General features: G+C 69.4%; 20 protein-coding genes and 1 pseudogene. 8 read left to right on the top strand and 13 right to left on the bottom strand.

Going from position 1 to position 26,091, the window contains the following annotated elements:
- Positions 1-16 precede the first annotated feature (16 nt).
- Positions 17-2,941, top strand: a complete 2,925-nt coding sequence (locus ABD108_RS16000) for a transglycosylase domain-containing protein (RefSeq protein WP_343930794.1) — start codon at positions 17-19, stop codon at positions 2,939-2,941.
- A gap of 44 nt (positions 2,942-2,985) precedes the next feature.
- On the top strand, positions 2,986-4,605 hold the full coding sequence (locus ABD108_RS16005; RefSeq protein ID WP_343930932.1) for a glycosyltransferase family 87 protein: 1,620 nt from the start codon (positions 2,986-2,988) through the stop codon (positions 4,603-4,605).
- A 158-nt stretch (positions 4,606-4,763) separates the two neighbouring features.
- Here ABD108_RS16005 and ABD108_RS16010 read toward each other — a convergent pair.
- Positions 4,764-5,840 (bottom strand): annotated as a pseudogene (locus ABD108_RS16010) (hypothetical protein); the annotation flags it as partial.
- Positions 5,841-5,945: 105 nt separating this feature from the next.
- Here ABD108_RS16010 and ABD108_RS16015 point away from each other — a divergent pair.
- Complete coding sequence (locus ABD108_RS16015) at positions 5,946-6,482, top strand: hypothetical protein (RefSeq protein ID WP_343930795.1); 537 nt, start codon at positions 5,946-5,948, stop codon at positions 6,480-6,482.
- A 6-nt stretch (positions 6,483-6,488) separates the two neighbouring features.
- On the opposite strand, the gene ABD108_RS16020 is transcribed toward ABD108_RS16015, so the two are convergent.
- Positions 6,489-7,340 carry an oxygenase MpaB family protein gene (locus ABD108_RS16020; RefSeq protein WP_220657229.1) on the bottom strand — a complete coding sequence of 284 codons (852 nt, stop codon included), beginning with the start codon at positions 7,338-7,340 and terminating at the stop codon, positions 6,489-6,491.
- On the bottom strand, positions 7,337-8,827 hold the full coding sequence (locus tag ABD108_RS16025) for an aldehyde dehydrogenase family protein (RefSeq protein WP_343930796.1): 1,491 nt from the start codon (positions 8,825-8,827) through the stop codon (positions 7,337-7,339). Before ABD108_RS16025 ends, ABD108_RS16020 begins: the two co-directional genes overlap by 4 nt.
- Positions 8,828-8,954: 127 nt before the next feature.
- Between ABD108_RS16025 and ABD108_RS16030 the strand changes: the two genes are divergently transcribed.
- From ABD108_RS16030 to ABD108_RS16040, 3 genes are all read left to right on the top strand, one after another.
- On the top strand, positions 8,955-9,944 hold the full coding sequence (locus tag ABD108_RS16030) for an NAD(P)H-dependent flavin oxidoreductase (RefSeq protein ID WP_305112244.1): 990 nt from the start codon (positions 8,955-8,957) through the stop codon (positions 9,942-9,944).
- On the top strand, positions 9,941-10,702 hold the full coding sequence (locus ABD108_RS16035) for an enoyl-CoA hydratase-related protein (RefSeq protein WP_220657232.1): 762 nt from the start codon (positions 9,941-9,943) through the stop codon (positions 10,700-10,702). The genes ABD108_RS16030 and ABD108_RS16035 overlap by 4 nt, the downstream gene beginning before the upstream one ends.
- Positions 10,703-10,864: 162 nt before the next feature.
- Positions 10,865-11,326 (top strand): DUF805 domain-containing protein, encoded by a 462-nt coding sequence (locus tag ABD108_RS16040; protein ID WP_220657233.1) that lies wholly within the window; start codon positions 10,865-10,867, stop codon positions 11,324-11,326.
- Between the two features lie 185 nt (positions 11,327-11,511).
- Here the strand turns inward: ABD108_RS16040 and ABD108_RS16045 are convergent, their stop codons facing one another.
- A complete protein-coding gene (locus ABD108_RS16045; RefSeq protein WP_220657234.1) occupies positions 11,512-13,686 on the bottom strand; it encodes a 3-hydroxyacyl-CoA dehydrogenase NAD-binding domain-containing protein in 2,175 nt (724 codons plus the stop codon).
- A gap of 34 nt (positions 13,687-13,720) precedes the next feature.
- A complete protein-coding gene (locus tag ABD108_RS16050) occupies positions 13,721-14,929 on the bottom strand; it encodes an acetyl-CoA C-acetyltransferase (protein WP_343930797.1) in 1,209 nt (402 codons plus the stop codon).
- A 111-nt stretch (positions 14,930-15,040) separates the two neighbouring features.
- On the opposite strand from ABD108_RS16050, the gene ABD108_RS16055 reads away from it, so the two are divergent.
- On the top strand, positions 15,041-16,624 hold the full coding sequence (locus ABD108_RS16055; protein ID WP_305112248.1) for a long-chain-fatty-acid--CoA ligase: 1,584 nt from the start codon (positions 15,041-15,043) through the stop codon (positions 16,622-16,624).
- A gap of 61 nt (positions 16,625-16,685) precedes the next feature.
- On the opposite strand, the gene ABD108_RS16060 is transcribed toward ABD108_RS16055, so the two are convergent.
- Positions 16,686-17,630 (bottom strand): oxygenase MpaB family protein, encoded by a 945-nt coding sequence (locus tag ABD108_RS16060; RefSeq protein ID WP_305112249.1) that lies wholly within the window; start codon positions 17,628-17,630, stop codon positions 16,686-16,688.
- A 130-nt stretch (positions 17,631-17,760) separates the two neighbouring features.
- On the opposite strand from ABD108_RS16060, the gene ABD108_RS16065 reads away from it, so the two are divergent.
- On the top strand, positions 17,761-18,945 hold the full coding sequence (locus ABD108_RS16065; protein WP_343930798.1) for a TetR/AcrR family transcriptional regulator: 1,185 nt from the start codon (positions 17,761-17,763) through the stop codon (positions 18,943-18,945).
- Here ABD108_RS16065 and ABD108_RS16070 read toward each other — a convergent pair.
- Genes ABD108_RS16070 through ABD108_RS16100 form a run of 7 tightly spaced genes read right to left on the bottom strand, consistent with a single transcriptional unit; the run spans position 18,942 to position 26,087 of the window.
- Entirely contained in the window at positions 18,942-19,730 is a 789-nt protein-coding gene (locus ABD108_RS16070) for a hypothetical protein (RefSeq protein ID WP_343930799.1), read from the bottom strand. The two genes, ABD108_RS16065 and ABD108_RS16070, sit on opposite strands and share 4 nt — an antisense overlap.
- On the bottom strand, positions 19,727-20,845 hold the full coding sequence (locus tag ABD108_RS16075) for an MlaD family protein (protein ID WP_305112252.1): 1,119 nt from the start codon (positions 20,843-20,845) through the stop codon (positions 19,727-19,729). Before ABD108_RS16075 ends, ABD108_RS16070 begins: the two co-directional genes overlap by 4 nt.
- Positions 20,842-21,879, bottom strand: coding sequence for an MlaD family protein (locus tag ABD108_RS16080; protein ID WP_220657241.1), 1,038 nt, complete (start codon positions 21,877-21,879; stop codon positions 20,842-20,844). Before ABD108_RS16080 ends, ABD108_RS16075 begins: the two co-directional genes overlap by 4 nt.
- Positions 21,876-22,988, bottom strand: a complete 1,113-nt coding sequence (locus ABD108_RS16085; RefSeq protein ID WP_305112253.1) for an MlaD family protein — start codon at positions 22,986-22,988, stop codon at positions 21,876-21,878. The genes ABD108_RS16080 and ABD108_RS16085 overlap by 4 nt, the downstream gene beginning before the upstream one ends.
- Entirely contained in the window at positions 22,988-24,082 is a 1,095-nt protein-coding gene (locus tag ABD108_RS16090) for an MlaD family protein (RefSeq protein ID WP_220657243.1), read from the bottom strand. Before ABD108_RS16090 ends, ABD108_RS16085 begins: the two co-directional genes overlap by 1 nt.
- Positions 24,079-25,101, bottom strand: a complete 1,023-nt coding sequence (locus ABD108_RS16095) for an MlaD family protein (protein ID WP_343930800.1) — start codon at positions 25,099-25,101, stop codon at positions 24,079-24,081. The genes ABD108_RS16090 and ABD108_RS16095 overlap by 4 nt, the downstream gene beginning before the upstream one ends.
- Positions 25,098-26,087 (bottom strand): MlaD family protein, encoded by a 990-nt coding sequence (locus ABD108_RS16100; protein WP_343930801.1) that lies wholly within the window; start codon positions 26,085-26,087, stop codon positions 25,098-25,100. Before ABD108_RS16100 ends, ABD108_RS16095 begins: the two co-directional genes overlap by 4 nt.
- Between the last annotated feature and the right edge of the window lie 4 nt (positions 26,088-26,091).

A 26,091-nucleotide genomic window follows, 5' to 3' on the forward strand; every position in this document is an offset into this window, starting at 1 on the left:
GAGCGGAGAGCAAGCGGTGACGAACCCGGGCGGAAACGACGAGCGGAACGGGGCGGTCGGGCGACCGTCGCGCCCCGAGGGCGATGCCCCCGGGCCCGCCGGACAGAACCGGCCCCCGCAGAGCCCCGCGCCCCAGAACGGTCCGCAGGGCCCGCCGCAGGGCGGCCCGCAGCGGCCCCAGCCGAGCGGTCCGCGGCCCCCGCAGTCGCCCACTCCGCAGGCCGCGCCGACCGCGCAGTTCCCGGTCGTGCCGCCCCAGCCCTCGGACCCCACGCCCGCGGCCCAGAAGCCCGCGGACCCCAAGCCCGCCGATTCGAAGCCTGTGCCTCCGTCGCAGGCTCCGCAGTCCTCGGACCCGCAGCCCACGACCCCGGCGCAGGCTCCCCGGACCGAACCCGCGGCGTCCAAGCCCGCACCCCCCAAACCCGTCCCGCTGCCGGGCGGCCCCGCGAAGTCGGCCTACCAGCCGCTCTCCGGGCGCCCCGTCGACGAGCAGGAACTCGCGGCCGAGGCCGATCGCGGCGGTGCGTCGCGACCCGAACCCGAGGCGCCGGCCGAGGAGCCGCCCGTCGTCTCCCGGGGTATCGATCCCGCCGTCCCCGCCACCGGCGGCGGATCGGGCGGTGACGGACCGAAGGGTCCCGACGGCCCGGACGGTCCCGACGGCCCGAAGGGTCCCGATGGGCCCGACGGCGGAGACGATGCCGGAAACGGCGAGGAGGGACCCGACCGGAAGGGGTTGCGCGGACTCGTGGGTGGATCGACGATTCGCAAGGTGGTGACCGCCGGCGTGACCGCGGTCGCCGCGATCCTCGTGGTGGCCGTCGTGGCCTTCGGTATCGGGTATTGGCGCGCCGATGTGCCGCAGCCGGGCGAGATCGAGACCAACCAGGTGGCCACCATCGTCATGAAGGACGGCAACACCCCGATCGCACGGGTGGTTCCGCCGGAGGGCAACCGCACCATCATCCCGTCCGAAGAGATCCCGCAGGTCATGAAGAACGCGATCATGGCCATCGAGGACCGCGACTTCATGACCAACCCCGGGTTCTCGCTCAAGGGCTTCGCGCGCGCCGTGTGGCTGCGCATCCCGGGCGTCGCCAGCGACGGACAGGACGCCGGCGGTGGCTCCACCATCACGCAGCAGTACGTGAAGAACGCGGTCGTCGGCGACGAATCCTCGCTGACCCGTAAGTGGAAAGAGCTCATCATCTCCACCAAGATGTCGCGCAGCTGGTCCAAGGACGACATCATGGCCGCGTACCTCAACACCATCTACTTCGGTCGCGGCGCCTACGGCCTGCAGTCGGCCTCGCGCACCTTCTTCAACGTCGACGCCAAGGACCTCAAGGTCGATCAGGCGGCGCTGCTCGCCGCGATGGTGCGCGCACCGTCGATGTACGACCCGGCCACCAACCTCAAGGACGCCACGGGCCGCTGGAACCAGGTGCTCGACGGCATGGTCGAGATGAACAACCTCGACCCCGCGCAGCGCAAGGCCCTGAAGTTCCCGCGCGTGGCGCAGCAGTCGAAGAACCAGGGCGGCGATGAGCTGTCCGCCGGCCCGAACGGGCTGATCCGCACCCAGGTGCTCCGCGAGCTCAAGGACGCCGGGATCGACGAGTCGACCCTGAACACCCAGGGCCTCAAGATCACCACCACCATCGATCCGGCGGCCCAGGCCGCGGCGGTCAAGGCGGCCCGGAACATGGCCGAGAACCAGCCGAAGGACCTGCGCACGGCCATCGTCTCGGTGGATCCGAAGACCGGCGGCGTCATGGCCTACTACGGCGGCGAGGACGGCAACGGCTACGACCGCGTCCAGGCGGGCCTGCAGACCGGATCGTCGTTCAAGGTGTTCGCGCTGGTCGCGGGCCTGGAGCAGGGCATCCCGCTGTCGCGGGTGTACTCCTCGGCGCCGCTGAAGACCACCGGCGTCACGGTGACCAACTCCGAGGGCGAGTCCTGCGGCTCCTGCAACCTGGCCACGGCCATGAAGATGTCGCTCAACACGGTGTACTACCGGCTGATGATGGACCTGCGGAACCAGGCCCAGGACGTCGCCGACGCCGCGCACAAGGCGGGCATCGCCGAGAGCTTCGGCGGCATCTCCAAGACCCTGCAGCAGAACGACGGCAGCGGCGTCGAGGGCGGCGTGGTGCTGGGCCAGTACCAGAGCCGGCCGATCGATATGGCGTCCGCGTACGCCACGCTGGCCGCCGAGGGCATCTACCGCGCACCGCACCTGATCTCGAAGGTCACCACCGCCGACGGCCGCACCCTGCTGGACCGGCAGAGCGATCCCGGTGAGCGCCGGATGAGCAAGGACGTCGCGAACAACACCACCGCCGCCCTGCAGCCGATCGCCTCGTACTCCAACGGCAACGGCCTCGCCGGCGGGCGCGCCTCCGCCGCCAAGACCGGCACCGCGCAGTACCAGGACACCGGCCAGAACAAGGACGCCTGGATGGTGGGCTACACCCCGTCGATCTCGACCGCGGTGTGGGTCGGCAACGATGCGGGCGGCCCGATCAAGAACCAGTGGGGCGGCAGCATCTACGGTTCCGGCGTTCCGTCGACCGTCTGGAAGCAGACGATGGACGGCGCGCTGTCGGGTACCGATTACGAGACCTTCCCGACGCCGGGCGCGATCGGCGGACAGGCCGGTGTGCCGGTCGAGACGCGGCGCAGCAGCCCGGCCTCGGCGTCGGCGTCCTCGTCGGCCGATCCGAGCGGTCCGGAGACCTCGCGCACCATCCCGGGCCTGCCGGGCGTGCCGATGCCCACCTTCCCGTGGGATCCGACCACCACTCCGCAGACCGGCTACCCCACGTACCCGGGGCAGCCGACCACGCCGCCGCGGCGCCCGGTGCCGGGCCAGGGCCCTAACAACAACCCGGGCCAGACGGTGCCGCCGAGGGTCCCGAACCCGGTGCCGTGACGTCGGAGCCCGCGACGGATCAGACCGAGGACGACCGGCTGCACGTGAGCCCGGGGCGGTTCGACCCGGCCACGGTGGCCGAACCCGACCGTGACATCCCGAGCTACACGAACCCGGTCGCGCGGGACTTCTCGACGGCGCTGGGCGGCCCGGTCGGCGCGCACGCGCTGATCGGATTCCAGCGGTTCTTCACGCCGCTGCGGTTGATCCTGCTGGTCGCGGTGCTCTTTCTGGCGCTCGGTTGGACCACGAAGGCGGGCTGCCTGCAACAGAAGAACGACAACGGCAACCTGGTGCTGGACTGGTCGGCGAACCGACCGTACGCGTCGATGTGCTACTCGGACACCGTGCCGCTGTACTCCGCGGAGCGGCTCAACGAGGGCCTGATGCCCTACAAGACGCAGTTCTTCGACACCGATCCGCTGGGACAGCCGCAGGAGCGGTACATGGAGTACCCGGTGCTCACCGGCATGTACCAGTACCTGTCGATGCGGGTGGCCAAGCTGTGGACCTACCTGCACGAGCAGTGGGGGGTGCCGGCGGCCATCGAGGTGGTGCTGTTCTTCACCGTGGCCGCGGTGGGCCTGGCGCTGTTCTGGCTGATCGCGGTGTGGGCCACCACCCTGTTATCGGGGGCCGCCCGCCGGCCCTGGGACGTCATGCTGATGGCGGCCTCGCCGCTGGTGATCGTGCACGCCTTCACCAACTTCGACGCGATCGCCGTGGCGGCCACCGCCGTGGGGATGCTGCTGTGGGCGCGGAACCGTCCGGCGTGGGCGGGCGTGATCCTCGGCCTGGGCGCGGCGGCCAAGCTGTACCCGGCCTTCCTCCTGGTGGTGCTGCTGTTCCTGTGCCTGCGTGCGGGCGCGCTGCGGCCCTGGGCCACCGCCGCTGCGTCCGCCGCTGCGGCCTGGCTGGCGGTGAACCTGCCGGTGCTCGCGCTGTGGCCGAAGGGGTGGTGGGAGTTCTTCCACCGCAACTCGATCCGCGCCGTCGATATGGATTCGATCTACGCGGTGATCAGCTCCTTCACCGGGGGCTGGGTGTTCGGGGGCACCGGCCCACGCGGCGGCGCCTCCACGACCGCCAACATGATCACGCTGGTGCTGTTCCTGCTGGTGATCGTGGGCGTGGGCTACCTCGCGCTGAAGGCGCCGCGCCGTCCCCGGGTGGCCCAGCTCGCCTTCCTGCTGGTCGCGGGATTCCTTCTGGTGAACAAGGTGTGGAGCCCGCAGTACTCGCTGTGGCTGGTCCCGCTGGCCGTGCTGGCGATCCCGCACACGCGGATTCTGTTGGCGTGGATGACGATCGATGCGCTGGTGTGGGTACCGCGGATGATGTACTTCCTGGGCATGCAGAACAAGGGTCTGCCCGAACAGGCCTTCACCGGAGCGGTCCTGCTCCGAGATATCGCTGTGATCGGGTTGTGCGCCTTGGTGATCCGACAGATCTACAATCCGGACGAGGATCTGGTGCGGTCCACGTTCCCGGGGCCGTTCTCGCCGCCGCTGGACGATCCCGCGGGCGGCCCGCTCGACGGTGCGCCGGACTCGTCCTCGCTGCCGCAGTCGCTACGCAGCCGCAGCGGCCGACCGGGCAGGTACCAGAGGAAGAACAGCAGCATCGCGGCCCGGCCCCAGACGCCGATCCACACGCCCCACTGAACCCACCACGTGATCGGCTGGTTCGCCGCGTGCTCGGAGAAGTAGCTCCACACGGTGAGTTCCAGGCTCAGGTCGAACACCAGGTAGGCCGCGATCGCACGCCAGTCCACCTTGAGCAGGACGAAGAAGGGCAGCAGCCACAGCACGTACTGCGGCGAGTGCACCTTGTGGAAGAGCATGAACGCGGCCAGGATCGCGCCGCTCACGCCCAGCCACGGGTACACGCCGGTCCGCCGGTACCGGAGCCAGCCCACCACCAGGAGCACCACGATCGCCGCGACGATGAGCAGTGGCGACGCCCCGGAGACGAAGTCGTCGTAGTCGGCCGGGTCGCCGAAGATCTCGCGCACGCCCCAGTACCAGACCGAGTTGGTCGACAGGTCGGCCGTGCGCAGCTCCTGGAACTTCAGTGAGGCCCGCCAGCCCTCGTATCCGAACACCATGAAGGGCACGTTGATCGCCACCGCGACCACCACGGCGGTGGCGGCTGTGGCCGCCGCGCCCACCCAGTCCAGCAGCCGCCAGTCCACGCGGGCCCGCGGCCCGGGACCGTCGGGCAGGGCGACGGTGCCGCCCCGGCCGTGGGTGAGCACGTAGAGCACGAGCGGCGCGACGAACAGGCCCGGGTAGATCTTCAGATCGAAGCCGATGGCCAGGATCGCGGCCGCGGCCATGGCCGGGAGCCGGATCGAGCCGCCGTTGCGGTCGGCCCAGGCCATCACGCCGAAGGCGGCGGTGGCCGCCGCGACCACCGGCAGTTCCATGTTGTGGAAGGCGTACAGCGCGAGCGGCGGCGTGATCGCCCAGATCGCGGCGGTGCGGCCCGAGACCTTGGCGAGGATCCAGCCGGTGAGCAGGCCGAACGGCGCCAGCAGCAGCGCCATGTGCGCCAGGAACTCGGCGTCGTTGGTGGCGCCGATCGCACCCACCCAGAACAGCAGCCCGCTGAGCACGGGGTATTCGATCGCGCCGCCCTGCAGCTTGCCGTCGGCATCGATCCAGCCGGTGAGGTACGGGAAGACGTGGTTGTTCACATCGCGACCGGACCACAGGTACTGCAGGTCGGAGTAGCAGATCCGGGTGGGGGTATCGGCGAAGCCCATGGACCGGCCGAACTCGTCGAAGGGCGCGCCCGTGCATTGGGCCTTGATCTGATAGCCGATGACCAGGGCCAGAGCGGTGAGGCCGAGCACGGTCCACGCGACCCGGTCGAAGCGGATCGTGGGACGAGGCATGGCGTCCACCTTATCGCCCGTGGCCGCGATGTCCGGTTCCGGTCCGCTGCTAACGCATCAGCCGCTGCGGGCGATCACAGTGCGTACACCGAGGAGAGGCCGGGCATGCACCGATCGACGCGTTTCACGGCAACGACGGCACTGGCCGCGGCCCTGCTGCTCACCGCGGCCTGCGGCGGCGCCGGGACCACGGCGAGTCCCACGGTCACCGTGACCACGGCACCGTCCGGCGATCCGGGCGGTGCGGACCCGAGCACCTCGCCGACGGTGCCGGTCACGGCGAACGACACGGTGGCGCCCACGCCGCTGCCGCCCGGTCCCGGCGGCGCGAGCCGGGTGCTCACCGCATCGGGCAAGACCACCTGCAACATCCGCGCCGACCTGGTGGAGTGCCAGTCCGAGGAGTTCGGCCGCAGCTACCGCGCGAAGACCGGCGAGCCGGCCACCGGATTCGTCTACCGCGGCGGCGAACTCGGCTGGTACTACGGCAACATGGCGGTCACCGCGCCGGCCACCACCCTGCGCTACGGGAGCGCCTACTCCGCCTACGGCTGGGTGGTCACCGCCGGCCCCGAGCGGACGGTCTTCACCCGGGACGGGCACGGCGTCAGCGTGGACGTCGCGAAGACGACCACGTTCTAGGCGCCGTCAGGCGAAGGTGCCGAGCGTGGACGGGTCGATCGAGGCCCGCCGCCCGGCGAACTCGGGGTACGAGCGCGCGTCGGTGGTCTGGAAGGCGGAGACGGTGCGCTGCGGCAGGGCCCCGGCGAACCGGCCGCGCAGCCGCAGCGCGCTGCGCAGCACGGGACCCAGCCCGGGACGGGGCTTCGGGAAGCCGAAGGCCTGCGTCATCCGGCCGTCGATCAGCGCCTCCACCGCGGTGGCGACCAACCCGCGGGGCACCGGGTACCAGGACGCCAGCAGATCCACGGTGTACCTGCCGATCTCGGCGTTGGTGTCGGTGTAGACGAAGGTGCGCCGCTCGTAGTCCTCCTTGAACTGCTGGAGTTCGTGGAAGTCGGAGGGGATGTCGCGGATGCCCATCCGCTTGCCCACCTCGCGGTAGAACTCGAATGCGGCGATCTTCTCGTGCGGGTGCAGCGGCCGGTAGCCGTAGGCGTCGATCCAGTCCAGCGGGTCGTAGATGAACGTGGTGAGCACGTACATCAGATCGTCGTTGCTGATGTCGTAGCGGTGGTGCATCTGGTTCACCCGGCGCAGCGAGGCCTTGCCGCGGGGCGCGTCGTAGCCGTACTCGATCAGCTCGGCCATGAGCATCGCGGTGTCGTCGTAGCGCTTCTGCGGTCGCTCCCGGAATTCTCCGGTCTTCGACAGCAGGGCGCTGATGGTGGGCACGCAGTACGTGCGGAACAGCGCGAACTCGAGCGCGCGCACGTAGTCCCAGGGGAACTCGTACATCGCGGTGATCCGGTGGATCTCCTGGTGATCGCGCACCGGGTCGAGGGCGGCGATCCGCTCGAGATGGCTGCGCCGGCTCACCGCGAGTAGACCTTGGCCAGCATCATCCGCACGGTCTTCATATCGCGCTCCTTGCGGTTGAAGGTCAGCAGGTTCATCGGCAGCGCGAACTTCTGCGCGGCCACGGACTGCGGGCGGCTGAACTCGCGCAGGCCGTCGGCGCCGTGGATGCGGCCGAAGCCGGAATCGCCGATGCCGCCGAAGGGCAGGGCGGGCACCGAGGCGAAGGAGAGGAAGGAGTTGACGGCCACCGCGCCGGTGCGCAGCCGGCGGGCCAGTTCGCGGCCCTTGTTCAGGTCCTTGGTCATGATCGCGGCGGACAGCCCGTAGGTGCTGTTGTTGGCGCGGTCGATCGCCTCGTCGATGTCCTTGACGCGGTTCACCACCACGGTGGGGCCGAAGGTCTCCTCGGTCACCGCGGTCGAGTCCTCGGGCACGTCCACCAGCACCACCGGCTGGGCGGTGTTCTCGCCCACCGATTCCCGGCCGCCCACGAGGGCGCGGCCGCCGCGGTTGAGGGCGTCGTCGATGTGGCTGGCGATGATCTTCAGCTGCTTGTGCATGGTGGCCGGGCCGTAGTCGGCGGAATCGTCCGAGCCGCCGTGGATCTCGCGTGATTTGGCGGCGAGCTTGTCCACGAACTCGTCGTACTTGTCGCCCACCACGTACACCCGCTCGACGCCGGCGCAGGTCTGACCCGCATTGCCGAAGGCGCCGAAGACCGCGGCGTCGACCGCGTTGTCGATGTTCGCATCGGAGTCCACGATGAAGGCGTCCTTGCCGCCGCCCTCGATGGTGACGGGGGTGAGGTTCTCGGCGCAGGTGGCCATCACCTTGCGCGCGGTGGCGGCCGAACCGGTGAAGGCCAGCTTGTCGACCGCGGAACGGCACAGGGCGGCGCCGGTCTCGCCGGAGCCGTGGATCGCCTGCAGCACGGGCTGTCCGGGGCAGGCGGCGGCCCAGGTATCGGCCAGGAACTGGCCCACCGCGGGGGTCAGCTCGCTGGGCTTGAAGACGATGGCGTTGCCGGCGGCCAGCGCGTACGAGATCGAGCCCATCGGGGTGTACACCGGGTAGTTCCAGGGGCCGATCACGCCGACCACGCCGAACGGGCGGTATTCCACGGTGGCCGCCAGGTTCGCACCCAGCATGCCGGTGCCGACGCTGCGCCGGCCGAGCACCTTCTCGGCGTTCTTCGCGGCCCAATCGAGGTGCACCACGGCGAGCATGACCTCGAGGAGGGCATCGTCGACGGGCTTACCGGTCTCGGCGGCGATCACCGCGGCGAGATCCTCCGCGCGGCGCGAGAGCTCGGCGCGGAAGCGCAGCAGCCAGCTGCGGCGGGCCTTCGGTTCGAGGCCGCCCCACCACTGTGCTGCGGTGTGCGCGGTGGCGACGGCGGCGTTCACCGCGGCGGCATCGGCGACGGGGAATCGGGCCACTTCGGCACCGGTGCGGGGGTTGGTGGAGATGAGCTCTCCGGTCGAGGTCTCGGGAGCTGCGGTCATGATCGGTCCTCCACGGAAGTTAGTTCCTGTTCTCCCGCATGGTAGCGCGCGCACCGGTGGGCGGCGAGGAAATGGAGAACTCGCAAAAGTTAGAGAGCGTTCTCTCAGATGTGTTACATTCCGGACCATGTTCTCGACTCGATTCACCGAGGCTTTCGGTGTGCAGTATCCGATCGTTCAGGGCGGGATGATGTGGGTCGGCCGCGCCGAACTCGCGGCCTCCGTCTCCGAGGCCGGGGGCCTGGGGATCATCACCGCGCTCACCCAGCCGAGCCCGGACGCGCTGCGCCAGGAGATCGCGCGGGCGCGCACCCTCACGAGCAAGCCCTTCGGTGTGAACCTCACCGTGCTGCCCACCATCGATCCGCCGCCCTACGAGGAGTACCTGCGGGCCGCGGTCGAGTCGGGCATCACCATCATCGAGACCGCCGGCTCGAACCCCGCCAAGTTCCTGCCCTACCTCAAGGACAACGGCGTCAAGGTGATTCACAAGTGCACCAGCGTGCGGCACGCGCTCAAGGCGCAGGCGATCGGTGTGGACGCGGTGTCGATCGACGGCTTCGAGTGCGCGGGGCACCCGGGTGAGGACGACATCCCCGGCCTCGTGCTGATCCCCGCGGCGGCCGATGCGCTGGAGATCCCGATCCTGGCCTCGGGCGGTATCGCCGATGCGCGCGGCATGGTGGCCGCGCTCGCCCTCGGTGCCGACGGCATCAACATGGGTAGCCGCTTCCTGTGCACCGAGGAGTCGCCGATCGCGGCCGAGGTCAAGAAGCAGATCGTGGCGAACTCGGAGCTCGATACCAAGCTCATCTTCCGGACCCTGGGCAATACGGCCCGCGTCGCGAAGAACTCCGTCTCGGTCGAGGTGGTCGAGACCGAGGCGAAGGGCTGTGAGTTCGAGGACATCCGGCACCTGGTGGCGGGGGCCCGGGGCCGCAAGGTGTTCGAGGACGGCGATGTCGAGGCCGGTATCTGGAGCGTGGGCCTGTGCCAGGGCATCATCCGCGATGTGCCCTCGGTGGCCGAGCTGATCGATCGCATGGTGTCCGAGGCCCAGCAGATCATCACCGGCCGGCTCGCGGGAATGGTCGGGGCGCGGGAGACGGTGGCATGAGCGAGGATCTGCTCCGCAGCGTCGAGGGCGGGGTCCTCACCGTCACGATCAACCGTCCGCAGCGGATGAACGCCTTCGGGGTGGGGGCCTCGCGCGAGCTGGCCGGGATCATCAACGACGCCGATGCCGATCCGGACATCCGCGTGGTGGTGATCACGGGCGAGGGCAAGGCCTTCTGCACCGGCGCCGATCTGGCGGGGGAGCCGGCCACGCCGCAGGAGGCGATGGACGCGGTGAACTCCTACGTCCGCGCCATCGCCGCGGCGTCGATCCCGGTGATCGCCAAGGTGAACGGTCCGTGTGCGGGCATGGCCGTGGGACTCGCCCTCGCCTCGGACCTGATCTTCATGGCCGAGACCGCGTACTTCCTGCTGCCCTTCGTGGGGATCGGCCTGATCCCCGACGCCGGCACCTCGGCACTGGTGCCGGGCGTGATCGGCCGGACCCGGGCGATGGGGATGGCCCTGCTGGGCAACCGCGTGTACGGCCCGGAGGCGCTGGCCACGGGGATGGTCACCGCGGTGCTCCCGGCCGCCGAGCTCGACGGTGCGGTGGCCGCGGCCGCCGCGCAGCTCGCGCACGGTCCGAAGGACGCCATCGCCCAGACCAAGCGCGCCATCAACGCCACCACCCTGGCGCAGCTCGAGGGCGCGCTGGATCGTGAGACCGCGGTCCAGGTGGATCTGCTCCAGTCCGATGATTACCGCGAGGGGGTGGCCGCCATGCTCGGCAAGCGCCGCCCCGAATTCGCCCGCTGACCGTACCCACCCCTCGGGTACGCACGACCCCGCGACGGCTGCTCGTCGCGGGGTTCGTGCGTCCGCGGCCGGTCGCCGCCGTGACCTAACCCACGTTGTTGGTTACTGGAGCTACCGGTATCTTTCCCTTCGCACATCGTTCGTTGCCAGGGGGAGAATTCAATGACATATCAGCAGTACGAGTACGCGCCCGCGCCCACGCGCGATCCTGACGATCTAGCGAAGCCGCTCTACGGTGCGTCGTTCGGTGAAGCAACGGTGCGATTCGTCAAGAACACCTTCCGCTACAGCGGCCGCGCGTCGCGGAGTGAGTTCTGGTGGGCGGTGCTCGCGCAGTTCCTGCTCTTCGTCGCGTTCGTCGTCTTCGGTGCTCTCGGTGCCGCAGTCGAGAGCAATGCCGGGTGGGCTTACACCGTGTTCGAGAACCTGGCGCGGGTCGCGGTCCTCGCATACCTGCTCTCGGTGGTCCCGTTGATCGCGCTGGCCGTCCGTCGTTTGCACGATTCCAACAATTCGGGCTGGTGGTTGCTCTGTGTGTTCATCCCGTTCTTCGGCGGCTTCACCGGGCTGGTCGTCGGATTGCTGAACAGTGAGCCTGCGGGCATCCGCTTCGACAAGGCGTAGCGAGCCCGCACCCGACTCCATCGAAACTGCGTTCCGGGACGCTTCCGGCCGGGAATCCGTCGCAGAATGCAGTCTCGGCGTGGGGTGTGCGGATTCTGCATGACGCGCGGGAACGAAACGGGAGAGGCCCGGCACCGTCGAGAAGACGGTGCCGGGCCCTTTCCGTGAATCAGTGCGGCGCGGGTCTACTCGTAGGTCTCGCCGGCCTCGGCCTTGGCGACCAGCGAGGCGGGCGGGGTGAACTGGGCGCCGTACTTGGCGGCCAGATCGTTCGCGCGCGCGACGAAGGCCTTCGGGCCGATGGAGCCGTCGGGAGCCTCGTAGCCGTTGATGAACTGCATCACGCCACCGGTCCACGCGGGGAAGCCGATGCCGAAGATGGAACCGATGTTGGCGTCGGCCACCGATTCGAGCACGCCCTCGTCGAAGCAGCGCACCGTCTCGATCGACTCGATGAACAGCATCCGGTCGATCATGTCCTGCAGCGGAATGTCCTTGCCCGCCGGGAACAGATCCTTCAGTCCGGGCCACAGGCCGGCGCGCTTGCCGTCCACGTAGTCGTAGAAGCCCGCGCCGTCCTTGCGGCCGGTGCGGCCGTTGTCGACCATCGCGTCCACCACGGCGTCGCTGCCGTGCGGGGGCAGCGGCTTGCCGGCGGCCTCGGCCGCGGCGCGGGTCTCCTTGCGGATCTTCTGCGGCAGCGTCAGGGTGAGCTCGTCCATCAGCTGCAGCGGCGCCGCCGGGTAACCGGCCTGCTGGCCGGCCTGCTCGATCAGCACCGGGTTCACGCCCTCGCCCACGGCGGCGATCGCCTCGTTGACGAAGGTGCCGATCACGCGGGAGGTGAAGAAGCCGCGCGAATCGTTGACCACGATGGGGGTCTTCTTGATCTGCAGGGTGTAGTCGATCACCTTGGCCAGCACGGCGTCGGAGGTCTTCTCGCCCTTGATGATCTCGACCAGCGGCATCTTGTCCACGGGGGAGAAGAAGTGGATGCCGATGAAGTCCTCGGAGCGCTTGACGCCCTCGGCGAGGATGGTGATCGGCAGCGTCGAGGTGTTCGAGCCCAGGATGGCGTCGGGCTCGACGATGTCCTCGATCTCCTGGAAGACCTTGTTCTTGACCTCGACCGATTCGAAGGCGGCCTCGATCACCAGATCGACACCCGCGAAATCGGCGGCGTCCACGGTGGGCGTGATCCGGGCCAGCAGCTCGGCCGACTTCTCGGCGGTGGTGCGGCCCTTGGCGAGCGCCTTCTCCTCGAGCTTCTCCGAGTACGCCTTGCCCTTCTTCGCGGCCTCGATGTCGATGTCCTTGAGGACCACCTCGATGCCGGCCTTGGCGGAGACGTAGGCGATGGCCGCGCCCATCATGCCGGCGCCGATCACGCCGACCTTCTTGGCCTGGTACTTCGGGTAGCCGTCGGGCCGCGATCCGCCGCCGTTGATGTGCTGCAGATCGAAGAAGAAGGCCTTGATCATGTTCTTCGAGACCTGGCCGGTGGCCAGCGAGGTGAAGTAGCGGCCCTCGATCACGCTGGCGGTGTCGAAGTCCACCAGCGCGCCCTCCACGGCCGCGGCCATGATGGCGCGGGGCGCGGGCATCGGGGCGCCCTTGAGCTGCTTGCGCAGGTTCGCGGGGAAGGCGGGCAGGTTCGCGGCGATCGCCGGCGAGTTCGGCGAACCGCCGGGGATCTTGTAGCCCTTGACGTCCCACGGCTGCACGCCGCCCTCGGGGTTCGCCTTGATCCACGCCTTGGCGGCGGGGATGAGCTCCTCGACCGTGCCCACGACCTCGTGGACCAGGCCCACCTCCTTGGCCTTGGCCGGCTTGAGACGCGGGCCCTGCAGCAGCACGCCCATGAGCGCACCCTGCAGGCCCAGCAGCCGCACGGTGCGGGTCACGCCGCCGCCACCGGGCAGCAGGCCGAGCGTGACCTCGGGGAGGCCGATCTGCGAGCCGCGCACATCCGCCGCGATGCGGTGGTGGGTGGCCAGCGCGATCTCCAGGCCGCCGCCGAGCGCGGCGCCGTTGATCGCGGAGACCACGGGCTTGCCGAGGGTCTCGAGGCGGCGCAGCGCGGCCTTCATCGACTCGACGTTGTCCGAGAGGGCCTGCGCATCGGCCTTGGTGGCCTTGCGGATCAGGCCGAGGTTACCGCCGGCGAAGAAGGTCTTCTTGGCGGAGGTGAGCACGACGCCCGTGATGGAGTCCTTCTCGGCCTCCAGGCGATCGATGGTGGCCGCCATCGACTCGCGGTACAGGTCGTTCATCGTGTTCGCGGAGCTGGTGGGGTCGTCCATCGTCAGGAGGACGATGCCGTCGGCGTCCTGCTCCCAGCGGATCATGTTGTCTGCCATGATGTTCGTTCGAATCCTTCGTAGTCCGGGGCGGTCAGAGACGCTCGATGATGGTGGCGATGCCCATGCCACCGCCGATGCAGAGGGTGATCAGGCCGTAGCGGCCGCCGGAGCGCTCGAGCTCGTCGAGCACGGTGCCCACCAGCATGGCGCCGGTGGCGCCGAGCGGGTGTCCGAGGGCGATGGCGCCGCCGTTGACGTTGACCTGCTCGCGATCGAGCTTGAAGTCCTTCATCCACTTGAGAACCACGGAGGCGAAGGCCTCGTTGAGCTCCCAAACGTCGATGTCGTCCTTGGTGAGACCGGCCTGCTTGAGGGCCTTCTCGGTGGCCGGGGTGGGGCCGGTCAGCATGATCGTGGGGTCGGAACCGGTGATCGCGGTCGAGACGATGCGGCCGCGCGGGTTCAGGCCGGCCTTCTTGCCCGCGGCCTCGCTGCCGACCAGCACCAGGGCGGCACCGTCGACGATGCCCGAGCTGTTACCGCCCGTGTGCACGTGGTTGATCTTCTCCACGGTGTAGTACTTCTGCAGCGCCACGGCGTCGAAGCCGCCCATCGCGCCGATGCCCTCGAAGGCCGGCTTGAGCTTGCCGAGATCGGCCGGGGTGGTGCCGGGGCGACGGTGCTCGTCGTTGTCCAGGATGGTGAGGCCGTTGATGTCCTTGACCGGCACGACCGACTTCGCGAAGCGGCCCTCCTCCCAGGCCTTGGCGGCGTTGGCCTGGCTCTGCGCGGCGAACTCGTCGACGTCATCGCGGGAGAAGCCCTCGATGGTGGCGATCAGGTCGGCGCCGATGCCCTGCGGCACGAAGTAGGTGTCGTAGTTGGTGGTGATGTCCTGGAACATCGCGCCACCGTCGGACCCCATCGGCACGCGCGACATCGACTCGACGCCGCCGGCGAGCACCAGCTGGTCCCAGCCCGCGCGCACCTTCTGCGCGGCGGTGTTGGTGGCCTCCAGGCCCGAACCGCAGAAGCGGTTGATCTGCACGCCCGCGACGGTGTCCGGCAGGCCGCCGGCCATGGCGGCGGCGCGGGGGATCACGCCGCCCTGCTCGCCCACCGGGGCGACGACGCCGAGCACGATGTCGTCGATATCCGCCGGATCGAGGGCGGGGAAACGGGTCTTGACCTCGTCGATCAGGCCGACCACGAGGTCGATCGGCTTGGTCGCGTGCAGCGAGCCGCCGCGCTGCTTACCGCGCGGAGTGCGGATGGCCTCGTAGATGAATGCGTCGGACACGGTGTTCCTTCCTGGTGTGCTGTCCCGTCGGAGCATCACAAGTGAATCACTATTCTCTAACTTTTAGCGATTCGGCTCCGATCGAACATGTTCTAGAACACAATCGCATACATGACCGCTGAAGAGAACATCGCCTGGTATCCCCGCACCGAGGAGCCCCGCAGCTCCCAGCGCAATACCTGGAACAATCAAGTCCGCAACCACGCCGTCATGCGCGGCGATCAGACCGCCCTGCGGTTCCTCGACAAGAGCGTCACGTGGGCGGGCTTCGCCGACCGCATCGGCGCCTTCGCGGGCGCCCTCGCCGAGCGCGGCATCAAGGCCGGCGACCGGGTGCTGATCCTCGGCCTCAACCGCATCGAGTACGTCGAGGCGGCCCTCGGCGTCACCGCCCTCGGCGCCATCGCGGTGCCGGTCAACTTCCGCATGGCGCCGCCCGAGGTGGCGTACCTGGTGCAGGACACCGCGTGCAGCGCCGTGGTCTACGAGGCGCCCTTCGATCCGCTGGTCGCCGGCGTTGCGGGCGCGGGCGCCGAGTTCGGCCTGCGCATCCGGTTCGACGGTGCCGACGAGGCCGCGGGAGCGCTCGGCTTCGAGGACCTGATCGCCGAGGGCCGCCCGGATCCCCGGATCGACGTGCCCGAGGATTCGCCCGCGCTGATCATGTACACCTCGGGCACCACCGGCCGCCCCAAGGGCGCCGTGCTGACCCACATCAACATGGCCGCGCAGGGCTGGACCAATCTGGTCGCCCCCGGCTCGGTCGACCCCGACGCCGTGGGCGCCATCGCCGTCCCGATGTTCCACATCGCCGGCTTCGGCGTACTGGCCACGGCCTTCCTGCAGGGCCTGACCTCCGTGATCTTCCCGCTCGGCGCCTTCGATCCGGCGCAGACGCTGGATGCGCTCGAACGCGAGGGCATCACCAGCATGTTCATGGTGCCGATGCAGTGGCAGCTCGCGGTGAACGAGCAGAAGGCGCGGCCGCGCAACCTCAAGCTCCGCTACGTGTGGTGGGGCGCCGCCCCCGCGAGCGAGACGCTGCTGCGCGAGCTCACGGCCACCTTCCCCGACGCCGAGATCTGCGCCGTCTTCGGGCAGACCGAGATGTCGCCGGTCACCTGCGCGCTCTCCGGCGCCGACACGCTGCGCAAGTTCGGCTCCGTGGGCCGGGTGGTGCGCACCGTCGCCGCCCGCGTGATCGACGCGGACGGTAACGACGTGCCGCGCGGCGAGATCGGCGAGATCGTGTACCGCGGCCCGAACATGATGTCCGGCTACTGGAACAACCTCCAGGCCACGCAGGAGGCCTTCGCGGGCGGCTGGTTCCACTCGGGCGATCTGGTGCGGATGGACGACGAGGGCTTCGTCTACGTGGTGGACCGCGCCAAGGACATGATCATCTCGGGCGGCGAGAACATCTACTCGCAGGAGGTCGAGAACGCGGTCGCGGCGCATCCGGATGTGACCGAGGTGGCGGTGATCGGCCGGCCCGACGAGAAGTGGGGTGAGGCCGTGGTGGCGGTGGTGCAGTTGCGCGAGGGCGCCGCGCTCACCGTCGAGGCCCTCTCGGAGTTCCTCACCGAGCACATCGCCCGGTACAAGCACCCGCGCGATGTGATCGTGATCGACGCCCTGCCGCGCAACCCCACGGGCAAGATCACCAAGCCCACGCTGCGCCAGCAGTTCAGCTGATCCGGCCGCGAACCACGAAAGCCGGGCTCCCCCACGGGAGCCCGGCTTTCGTCGGATCGGATCAGACCAGCGGACGGCCGAGCTTGGCCCGGGTGCGCATATCGGTGAGCAGCAGCCGGTACGGCAGCTGCCCGATCGCGGTCGGCACGAACCGGTTCGCGAAACCCACCAGGCGCCAGAAGCCGTCGAACAGCCGCTGATCGCGCGCCGACCACTCGATCTCCATGGCCTCCCGGAACTTCGGCGCGAGGAAACCGGCGGTCTGGAACCGGGAGAAGGCCTTGAGCGGACCCGGGACGGTGCCCACGAAGGTGAGGTCCACCAGCTGGCGCAGGTAGTCGCGGGTATCCGGGGTGGGCGCGATCTTGGTGCGGCACAGCTCGACCCACACCGCGTCGAACTCCTCCGGGGTGGCCGGCCACTGATCGGGATGCACCTGCAGCGTGGTGCCGAGCGGGGCGGCGTCGCGGTAGAACAGTGCGCGCTGCTCGGGGCTCATCGGGCCGCGCAGCAGCGTGTGGGTGTCCTCGAAGCCCACGTACAGGCACATGGCCACCCACAGCTGCAGGTTGCGGTCCATGGCGTTGTACTTGACCGGGCTCTTCTCGGTACTGCGGACCTGACGGTGCGCGGTGTTCACGGCCTCCCGGTAGCGCTTCTTATCGTCCGCGGTGCCCAGCACGGCCACCGCCAGGTAGGTGAAGGTGGTGCGGGTGCGCTTGATCGGATGCTTGTACAGCGCCCCCGATTCGACGGGCGACTCCATCACGCCGTAGGCCACGGGGGGATCGATCAGCTGCATCACCACGTTCGCCGGGCCGGCCGCGGACGAGGGCGCGGTCATCGAATCCGCCAGCGTGGTGAGTACGTGCGCCGCCCGCGCGGGTGTCGAGATCGGGATCCGGTACCCCTGCGCGACCGGGTCGACGAGGCCCGCCACCGCGGCCGGGTGCGCGGCCGCCGGATCAGCGGGGCTCGTGACGATGCGCTCTGCGCTCGTGGTCATGAGCGGTTCCTCCAAGTGTTCGCACCGAAGCGGTGTGTGAATGTTCACTTACTTATAGGCTTGACGGTACACCGAGGAGGGCCTTACGTCAGTGAGTACTCTCTATGCGGACGGCGGATGAGGAGTTGACGTGACCCAGGCGCGGCGCAAGCGGCCCAAGGATCGGCGCGAGCAGATCGCGCGGGTGGCGGCCGAGGATTTCTCCCGGCGCGGCTACCACGGCGTGGGCATCGAGCAGATCGCCGCCTCGCTGGACATCTCCGGGCCTGCGGTCTACCGGCACTTCCCGAACAAGTACGCCCTCCTCGAACACGCCATCACCTCGGCCTCCGATGCACTGAGCACCGCGGTCGCGCGGGCCGCGACCGAGACCGAGGGGCAGGCCGCGGACGCACGGATCGACGCCATCGAAGACGCCGCGCTGCGGGTGGCCTTCGAACGGCGCAACACGGGCGGCCTGTTCCGCTGGGAGCAGCGGCTGCTCGAACGCGAGGATCGCGACCGCATCCGCGACCAGCTCACCGCCATGATCGCCGCCTTCGCCGATGCGGCGGAGCCGGCTCTGCCCTCGGTCGATCGCGCGGATCTGGAGCTGCGGTGCGTCGGAGTGATCAGCGTGACCGGCAGCGTCACCGCGCATCGCACCGTGCTCGCGCAACGCCGCGCCGAGGCCGTGCTCGCCGCCGCGGGCCGCCGACTACTGGCCCTCCCGGCGCCGCCGCTGGAGTACTCGGTGGCACCCGCCGCCGAACCGGAGGCCGAGACCGGACGCCAGGGCCAGGTGCTCGACGAGGCGATCGAGCTGATCTTCACGCACGGCTTCCACAACGTGAGCATGGGCCAGATCGGCCAGGCCGCCGGCATCGTCCCCTCCGGGATGTACCGCTACTTCCCGAACAAGGCCGGAATCCTGGTGAGCGCGCTGGAGCGCTCCGGCGCCGCCTTGGTCGATGCGGTCGCCGCGGTGGTCGACGCCAACCCGGACCCGCGCGCCCGGCTCGCGGCCCTCGCGCAGGCCTACGTCCAGCTGTCCTTCCGGCAGTCGAAGCTGATGACGGTGTACTTCCGCGAGATCGGCAATGTGCCGGACACCGACCGCAGCCGCCTGGCCGGGGTGCAGCGCGCCAACATCGCCGCCTTCGCCGACGCGGTGATGGCCGTGCGCCCCGAGCTCACCCAGGCCGAGGCGGTCTTCCTCGTGCACGCGGCCTTCGCCGTGGTCTTCGACGTGGGGCGCACCCGGCGATTCGACCCCGACCCGCAGTTCCAGGCCGAGGTCTTCGCGATGATCTGCGCCGTGCTCTTCGACTCCTAGGGGCTCGGCACAGGCTGCGCGGGCGCCGGAGCTGCTCCGCCCACCGGGACCGGGGTGTTGCCCAGGCTGTTCCCGTAGTCGGTGATCTTCCAGTCCTGATTGCGGTCCACGGTGATCACGTACGCCGTGGTGGTCACGGTGCCCTGCGGCGCCTGCACGCTGGTGGCGGACATATCGACCACGGTGGCCACCTTGTAGACCCCGTTCGCCTCGTCGGTCACCTTGGTGACCACCAGCTTCCCGGTGGACTGCAGGCGCACCGCCGTGACCACCTGGCGCATGGTCTCGGCGATGCCGTCCATCTTCTTGGCCAGCTCATCGCTGACGCCGTCCTTCATCGACCGCAGCCAGGGCGCGAGATCGTTGAAGTCCAGGGTCGACGCCCCCACCCCGTACTTCCCGGCGATCTCCTCGGCCCGTGCCCGATCGGCCGCGCTCTGCTGCAGGTCGCGGGCCTGGCCGCGATAGTCCAGCGCGAAGTACGTGGAGACCGCGGCCGCCACCGCGAGGAGCGCGACGATCACGGTGAGCGCCACCGCTTTTCCGGTCCGCGGCGCCCCCGCGCCGGCCGTGGCCGGGGCCGCGGTTCCGCGGTCGGCGCTCCGCGGTGCGGCGGACTTGCGGGCGGGCTTCACCGGCGCCGGCGCGGCGGGCTCGCCGGCCTCCGTGGGTTCGGCGGGTTCGGCCGCCGGGTGTTCGGCCTCGGCGGGTTCGGTGGCCGGCGAATCCTCCGGCACCGTGTCCGCGTCGGTCTGCTCGGGCGTCGGGTCGTTCGGCATCGTCACCTTGGGGTCGTCGGGGCGGTCGGGGGCGGGGACGGGCGGGTCGACGGTGCGCCCGGCCGCGGCGCCGTCGTCGTGCTCGGCGTCGCCGTGGTCGACGGTACCGCCGAGCCCGACGGTGCCGCCGAGGGTTTCGGCGCAGCAGCGGGCGCGGGCCCGCCGGGGACGGGGATCGTCACCTCGAGCCGGGGCGCACCGTCGTTGCCCACCATCGCGAGCGCCGAGGAGAGGAAGGCGCTGAGATCGATCTGCGGCACGGTGCCGTTGATCGCCTTCGCGATCGGCAGGCTGGGGCCGAGGATCTCGGCGATCTTGGGAATGAGCTCCTCGAGGTAGGGCTGCAACCGCACGAAGAACGGGTGCAGCACATCGCTGAAGGGCCCGGGCAGGCCGAGCTCGGTGACCAGTGCCAGCACCTTGTCGACGGCCGGCCGGATCACGCCGATCGTGCTGCGGAAGGCCGGGCCGAACTCGGTGATCGCCGGCCCCATCCACTCGAGATCGGCCGAGTACACCTGGGTCTGGGTGAACATCTGCCGGATCTGCGGCATCCGCGACATCAGGGTGGAGGTGAGCAGCTCACCGGCCTGGGTCAGCCGCGGCATCGACTCCTCCGTCCCGGTGGTCGCCTGCCACATCGTCTTCACGATCTCCGACAGCGGGCCCACGTCGGCGATCTTGCTGACCGCGGCGAGCGACCGGAAGACCTCCGGGATCGAGGTGGGCACCGACACCCGCTTCGGATCGACGATCGTGCCGTCGGTGAGGTACGGGCCCGCCGTTCCCTGGGGCGCGAACTCGACGTACGGTTCGCCGAGCGCGCTGAGCTGCTCGATCGAGACATCGGAATCGACGGGCACCTGGGTGGAATTCGGATACTTCAGGCGTACCGAGACACCGCGGGTATCACCGTCCACCCGCTCGACCTCCCCGATCCGCACCCCGCGCAGCAGCACCGACGATCCGGTCACCAGCTGCGAGGAGCGGGGGAGCTGCAGGGTCACGGTGGTGTACTGCGTGCCGGGCCGCACCCCCATGTACCCGAACACCAGGGCGCTCAGGCCGATCGCGAGCACCGCCACGAAGGTGACGATGTTGGCCACCAATTCCCGTTTCATCGGACCACCCCCAGCATCCGGAGCGTCTTCACGGCCTGATCGGCCTGCTCGCCGCTGGGCATCTGATCGCCGATGCCGAGCCGGACCACGTTCACCTTCGCGCCCTCGCTGAGGTACGGGATCACGGTGTCACGCAGCAGGTTGCGCAGATTGACGATGTTGTCCGGCCGCGTCGATCCGGCGGGCCGGTCGAAGTACAGCAGGGGCCGCACCACGGCCCTGAGCAAGGTGTTGGTCTCGCGCAGCGTGGGCACCAGGAAGGTGGCGTTCGCGAACACCGGTGCCAGCGCGGCGAAGACGCCCACGATATCGCCGGTCTCGATCACGGTGCGCCAGCGCGGCATCGCCTCGGGGGCCAGGTACTGGCCGAGCAGATTCCGCTGCTCCGCGAGCTTGTCGGTGAGCTGCACCAGGGAGACCAGCGCGATGTCGAGGCTCTTGGTGTCGTTGGACCAGGCGTTGACGGTGGTGGTGAGGTTGCCCACGATCTTGCGGGTGAGCGCGGGATCCTCCGGGAAGCTGCTGTTGAGCCGGTCGAAGGTGTTCCCCATCTGGCTCAGGCTGCCGCTGCCGAGGAAATCGGCCAGGCTGGTGAGCATCTGCTCCATCTGCACCGGGGCCCGGGTCTGCGACTGCGGCACGGTATCGCCGTCGGCGAAGAACGAGCTGCCCTGGTTGTCGGCGGGCGGGGTGAGCGCCACGTAGATGTCGCCCAGCGGCGTGTCCTGCCGCAGCTCCGCGATCGCCGACCGGGGGACGCGGGTCTGTCGTTCGATCCGCAGCGTCGCCTCGGCCTTCTTCTCGCTGAGCCGCACGCCCTCCAGCGATCCCACGTCGCGGCCCAGGAGCCGCACCTTGGCGCGGTCCGGGAGGTTGAGCACGTCCGGGAACTGGATCTTGAGCTGCCATCCCGACGATGCGGCACCGGGCGTGGGCAGCGTCGAGGGACCGATGCCGCGCAACCCCCACAGACCCGCGATCACCAGGACGACGGCCAGCAGTGCCGGCCACACCGCGCGGATGCGTGTGCTCATGATGCCGCCCCCGTTCCTCGCAGGATCACCGACATGATGTCCACCCGGATCTTGCCGCCGGGCAGCACCTGGCACTGGCCGGGCACGATCCGGTTCACGTTCGTGCAGGTGAGTTCCGGGTTCGCCGCCGGGAAGGCGGTATCGGGCAGCGGCTGGTAACCGATCTTCAGCCGCGCATTGGCCTGGTCGTAGTTGACGTTGAAGGCCGAGATGAGCGGCGGCACGATCCCCAGCAGGTCGCCGTAGTTGCGGAATCCGGCCGCCACCAGGCGGGTGACCGGCACCGCCATGTCCAGCACCGGGAAGATCATGTGGCCGTACTGGCCCACCAGGTTGGTGAGCATCTTGCCCAGCGGCATCAGGGTGGTGGCGAGTGCGCCCACCGTGGAGCCGAGCGGGGTCATCACGTTCACCAGGTAGGCGGGCAGATTGCTGAACAGGGACTTGATATCGCCCCAGTTCGAGGTCATGCCGTAGGTGAGCGGCGCCAGGGCGTCGAAGGCCCGCGCGAGATCGTCCATCCCGGGGCCGGGGTTGTCGAGCACCGTCGCGAGCTGGGTGAGGATGCCGTTGATCTTGGGGCCGGTGCCGTTGGTCTCCTTGGCCAGCGCGCCCAACGCCTGCTGCGCCTGGAGGGTCTGCTCCGGTCCGCCGCCGGTGGTGATCTGCGAGGTGAGCTGGTAGACGCCCTCCAGCGATTTGGTCAGCGAGAGCGGGGTCTTGGTGTCCGCGATGCACTTGCCGGGTTGCAGTGTGGGACCGCCGTTGTCGTCGCCGATCAGGGCCAGCTGGCGCGAGGCGATGAGGGATTTGGCGACGGTCACGGCCCCGGCGTTCGCGGGGATCCGCTGGTTCGCGTCCACGGACATCTCCACGCGGGCCTTCGCACCGTTGGGCGCCACCGAGGTGATCTTCCCGACCGTCACCCCGCGCCGCGTCACAGGATTGCCCTCGAACAGGCCGACCGCGTCGGGCATCTGCGCGCAGTAGGTCACGGTGCGCTCGGTGCCGCCGCGCAGGTACCAGGCGCCGCCCAGGCCGAGCGCCACGACCACGAACACGGCGATCCCGCTGATCAGCCATTTCGATCCGAGTGCCGAACGGAACATCAGCAGTTCACCCCCTGAATAGGAATGCAGAACGAGGAGGCCAGCACCGTTTTCCCGCCCACCTTGATGCTGCCGTCGGGCTGGACCGCCTCGTTGATCCGGGACAGCGCCTTCTTCCCCTCGTCGATCATCGGCTCGAACTTGCGGAGCAGCTCCTGCATCTGGCCCGAGATCACCCGCAGCTGCTTCTCGAAGCCGTCCACATCGCGCATGTAGAGATCGGCCACCGGCTTGATCCGCAGCAGGGTCATCTCCAGGCCGCGCATGAAGGCCTTGTAGCCGGAGATGTTGAGCGAGGCGGTGGACAGGAAGGTGCTCATGTCCTGCATGATCGCGGTGAGGCGGTCGCCGTTGGCGTTCACGGCGCCGGTGTACTCCGAGACCGTGGTGATGAACCGGCCGATCTGATCCTTCTGCCGCCCCAGCGCTTCCACCATCCCGGACAGCGTGGTGATCGCGTGATTGAGCTGACCCGGCTGGCCGCTCGCGGCCTGCTGGATCTGCACCAGCGACTCGCGCAGGGGCTGCCCGTCGACGGCGGCCAGCTTCGGCCCGGCGGTCTGGAAGGTCTCGGTGAGCGTGTACGGCAGGCGCACCCGCATCGCCGGGATCGACGAGCCGCCCAGCGAATTCGCGCCGAGCGAATCGATGTCGAGGTAGTACCCGCCCACCGCGGTGAGCATCTTCACCGCCGCGGTCGACTGATCGCCGATGAAGGCGCTGCGATTGACCCGGATGGTGACGCGAACATCGTTGCGGCGCAGGTCGACCGCCGAGACCGTGCCCACCGGGACGCCGGCCACCCGCACATCGTCGCCCTTGCGGAGCTGGCCGGTCTCGCTCATGTCCACCGCGTACGAGGTGGTTCCGGGCGGCGCGAGCGAGAGGTAACCCGCGGCCAGCACGATGACGGCCGCCACCATCGCCGAGGCGATGCCCCAGCCGAGCTGACGCCCGGAATCGTTGCTGAACCGGAACCAGGTGCGCCGCCACACCCGCCGCGGCGGACGCCGCCGCAGGGCACCGGCCACCGCCCGGCTGGCGAAGTCGGCGTTGTTCGGGTCGTCGGGATCGTTCGGATCCCCGGTCGTCACGGATTGCACAGTGTGACCTTCGCTCCACGGATGAACATCTGCACCTCGGCCGGCAGGGCCTTCTCGCCCCTACTGCACCTGCTGTCGCCCTTCGCCTTCGGGACGCCCTGCCCGGTGAGGAGGGCGAACAGGCCGGGGATGAGCGCCGCGAGATCGACCAGCGGCCCGAGCTTCTTGGCCTCGGGGGAGAGCAGGTCGTCGAGCCACGGATTGGTGTTCGGGGTCATGCCCAGGTTCGCCAGGAGGGCATCGGCCGCGGTGATCACCTGGGCGCCCTGATCGGACAGGATGCGGTACGCGGGCGCCGATTCCGCCATGATCCGGGCCAACCGCTGCAGGTACCCGACGAGCGTGGTGACCGAACCCGACTTCCCGCCGATCGACTCCGAGAGGTCGGAGAAGTTGCGGATCAGCGTCTCGAACAGCGCCGCCCGGTTGTCGGTGAAGGTGGCCAGCTTGTCGATCGCGCCCAACATCGGTCCGAGGCCGGAGCCGTCACCGTTCATGACCACCGCGACGGACTCGGCGAAGTGGTCGATGTCCTCGGGCCGCATCGTCGACAGCACCGGCTGCAGCCCGTTGAAAACGGTGGTGATGTCGAACGAGGGCACCGTCTGGTCGGTCTTGATTGTGGCGCCCTCCGGCATCGGATCGCCCGTCGCTGCGGCGCGCTGCAGATCCACGTACCGCTGGCCGGTGAGGTTCTGGAATCGGATGGCCAGCTTGGAATTGCGGTAGATCCTCTGATCGTTCTCCACCGACAGCGCCACCTCGGCGTAGGAGCCGCGGCCGCCGTCCCCCCGGCGCAGCTCCACGGACTTCACTTTGCCCACCTGCACGCCGAGCACGCGCACATCGTCGCCGGTGCGCAGGCCCGAGGCGTTGGTGAACTGCGCCGTGTAGCCCACCTGGGTGCCGGGAGCGGGCCGCTGCAGCGCCCGCACCGTGAAGGTGGTGCCCAGCACCACGATCACCACGAAGACCAGGAATCGGATCAGCGAGGAGCGGAAGCGGGTCACCGTCCACCTCCCTGCGGCGGCGTGATCGGCACGGGCCGGGCCTGCACGTCCAGGTTGAGCACCTTGCCGTTCGGGGTGTCCTTGATGGAGCGGCGGATCGCCTCGATCAGGTCCGAGACCTGCTGGCCGTTGCGCGCGGCATCGGGCATCGAGGAGACCACGCGCCGTTCGGCGTCGACCAGGACGGCGAGCGTGGGCGCCAGCGGCTGCAGCGATTTCACCAGGTTCGCCAGATCGGGGGAGGTCTTGTTGGTGAGCGCGTCGATCGTGGCGGTCTGCGCCGCGGGGTAACCGGGGGCGTCGGGACCCGGCCAGTCCCACATCATCTTGATCGCGCTGAGCACATCGTCGGACGAGGCCCCGATGCCCTGCAGCGCGTTCGCCAGGATCGGCAGCGTGTACGAGGTGGGGACCTTCTGGGTCTCGGCGTTCGTCTGGGCGACGGCGCCGAGCGCGCGCACCATGGGCAGGAATCCCTTGGTGGCGGTGTCGCTCTGGCGCAGCAGGTCCGACATGTAGGGGCGCAGCGCGGTGGACTCCATATCGGCGAGCGAGCGCAACAGGCCGGACATCGTCGAGTCGGTGGGCGCGGTGGCCGGCAGCACGGAGGCGCCGTCGCGCAGCGGCTGTCCCGTGGGCGACGGGGTGATTTGCACGGACGTGATGCCGAACATGTTGTTCGGGGTGAAATCGGCGACGAAGCCGTCGGTGAGCCCCTTGCTCTTGTCCGGGTCGAGGTCCATCCCGATGCCGAGCCGTCCGGAGCCCTGTTGGGTGATCCCCGAGACCCTGCCGATCTGCACGCCGTTCATCTCGATCTGCGTGCCGTTGCTCACTCCCGGCGCAACGGCGTTGGTGAGCAACGTGATCCGCATCGGTGTGGGCCGCAGCAGCGCGGTGATCCCCCAGGCCAGCAGGGCCAGGATCAGCACGATGGCCAGCGTCAGCGCGCCCCGTCGAACCAGTTCCTTGGGTTCGACGGTCATTCCG

Source organism: Tsukamurella strandjordii (assembly GCF_039525985.1).
GTDB classification, from domain to species: Bacteria; Actinomycetota; Actinomycetes; order Mycobacteriales; family Mycobacteriaceae; genus Tsukamurella; species Tsukamurella strandjordii.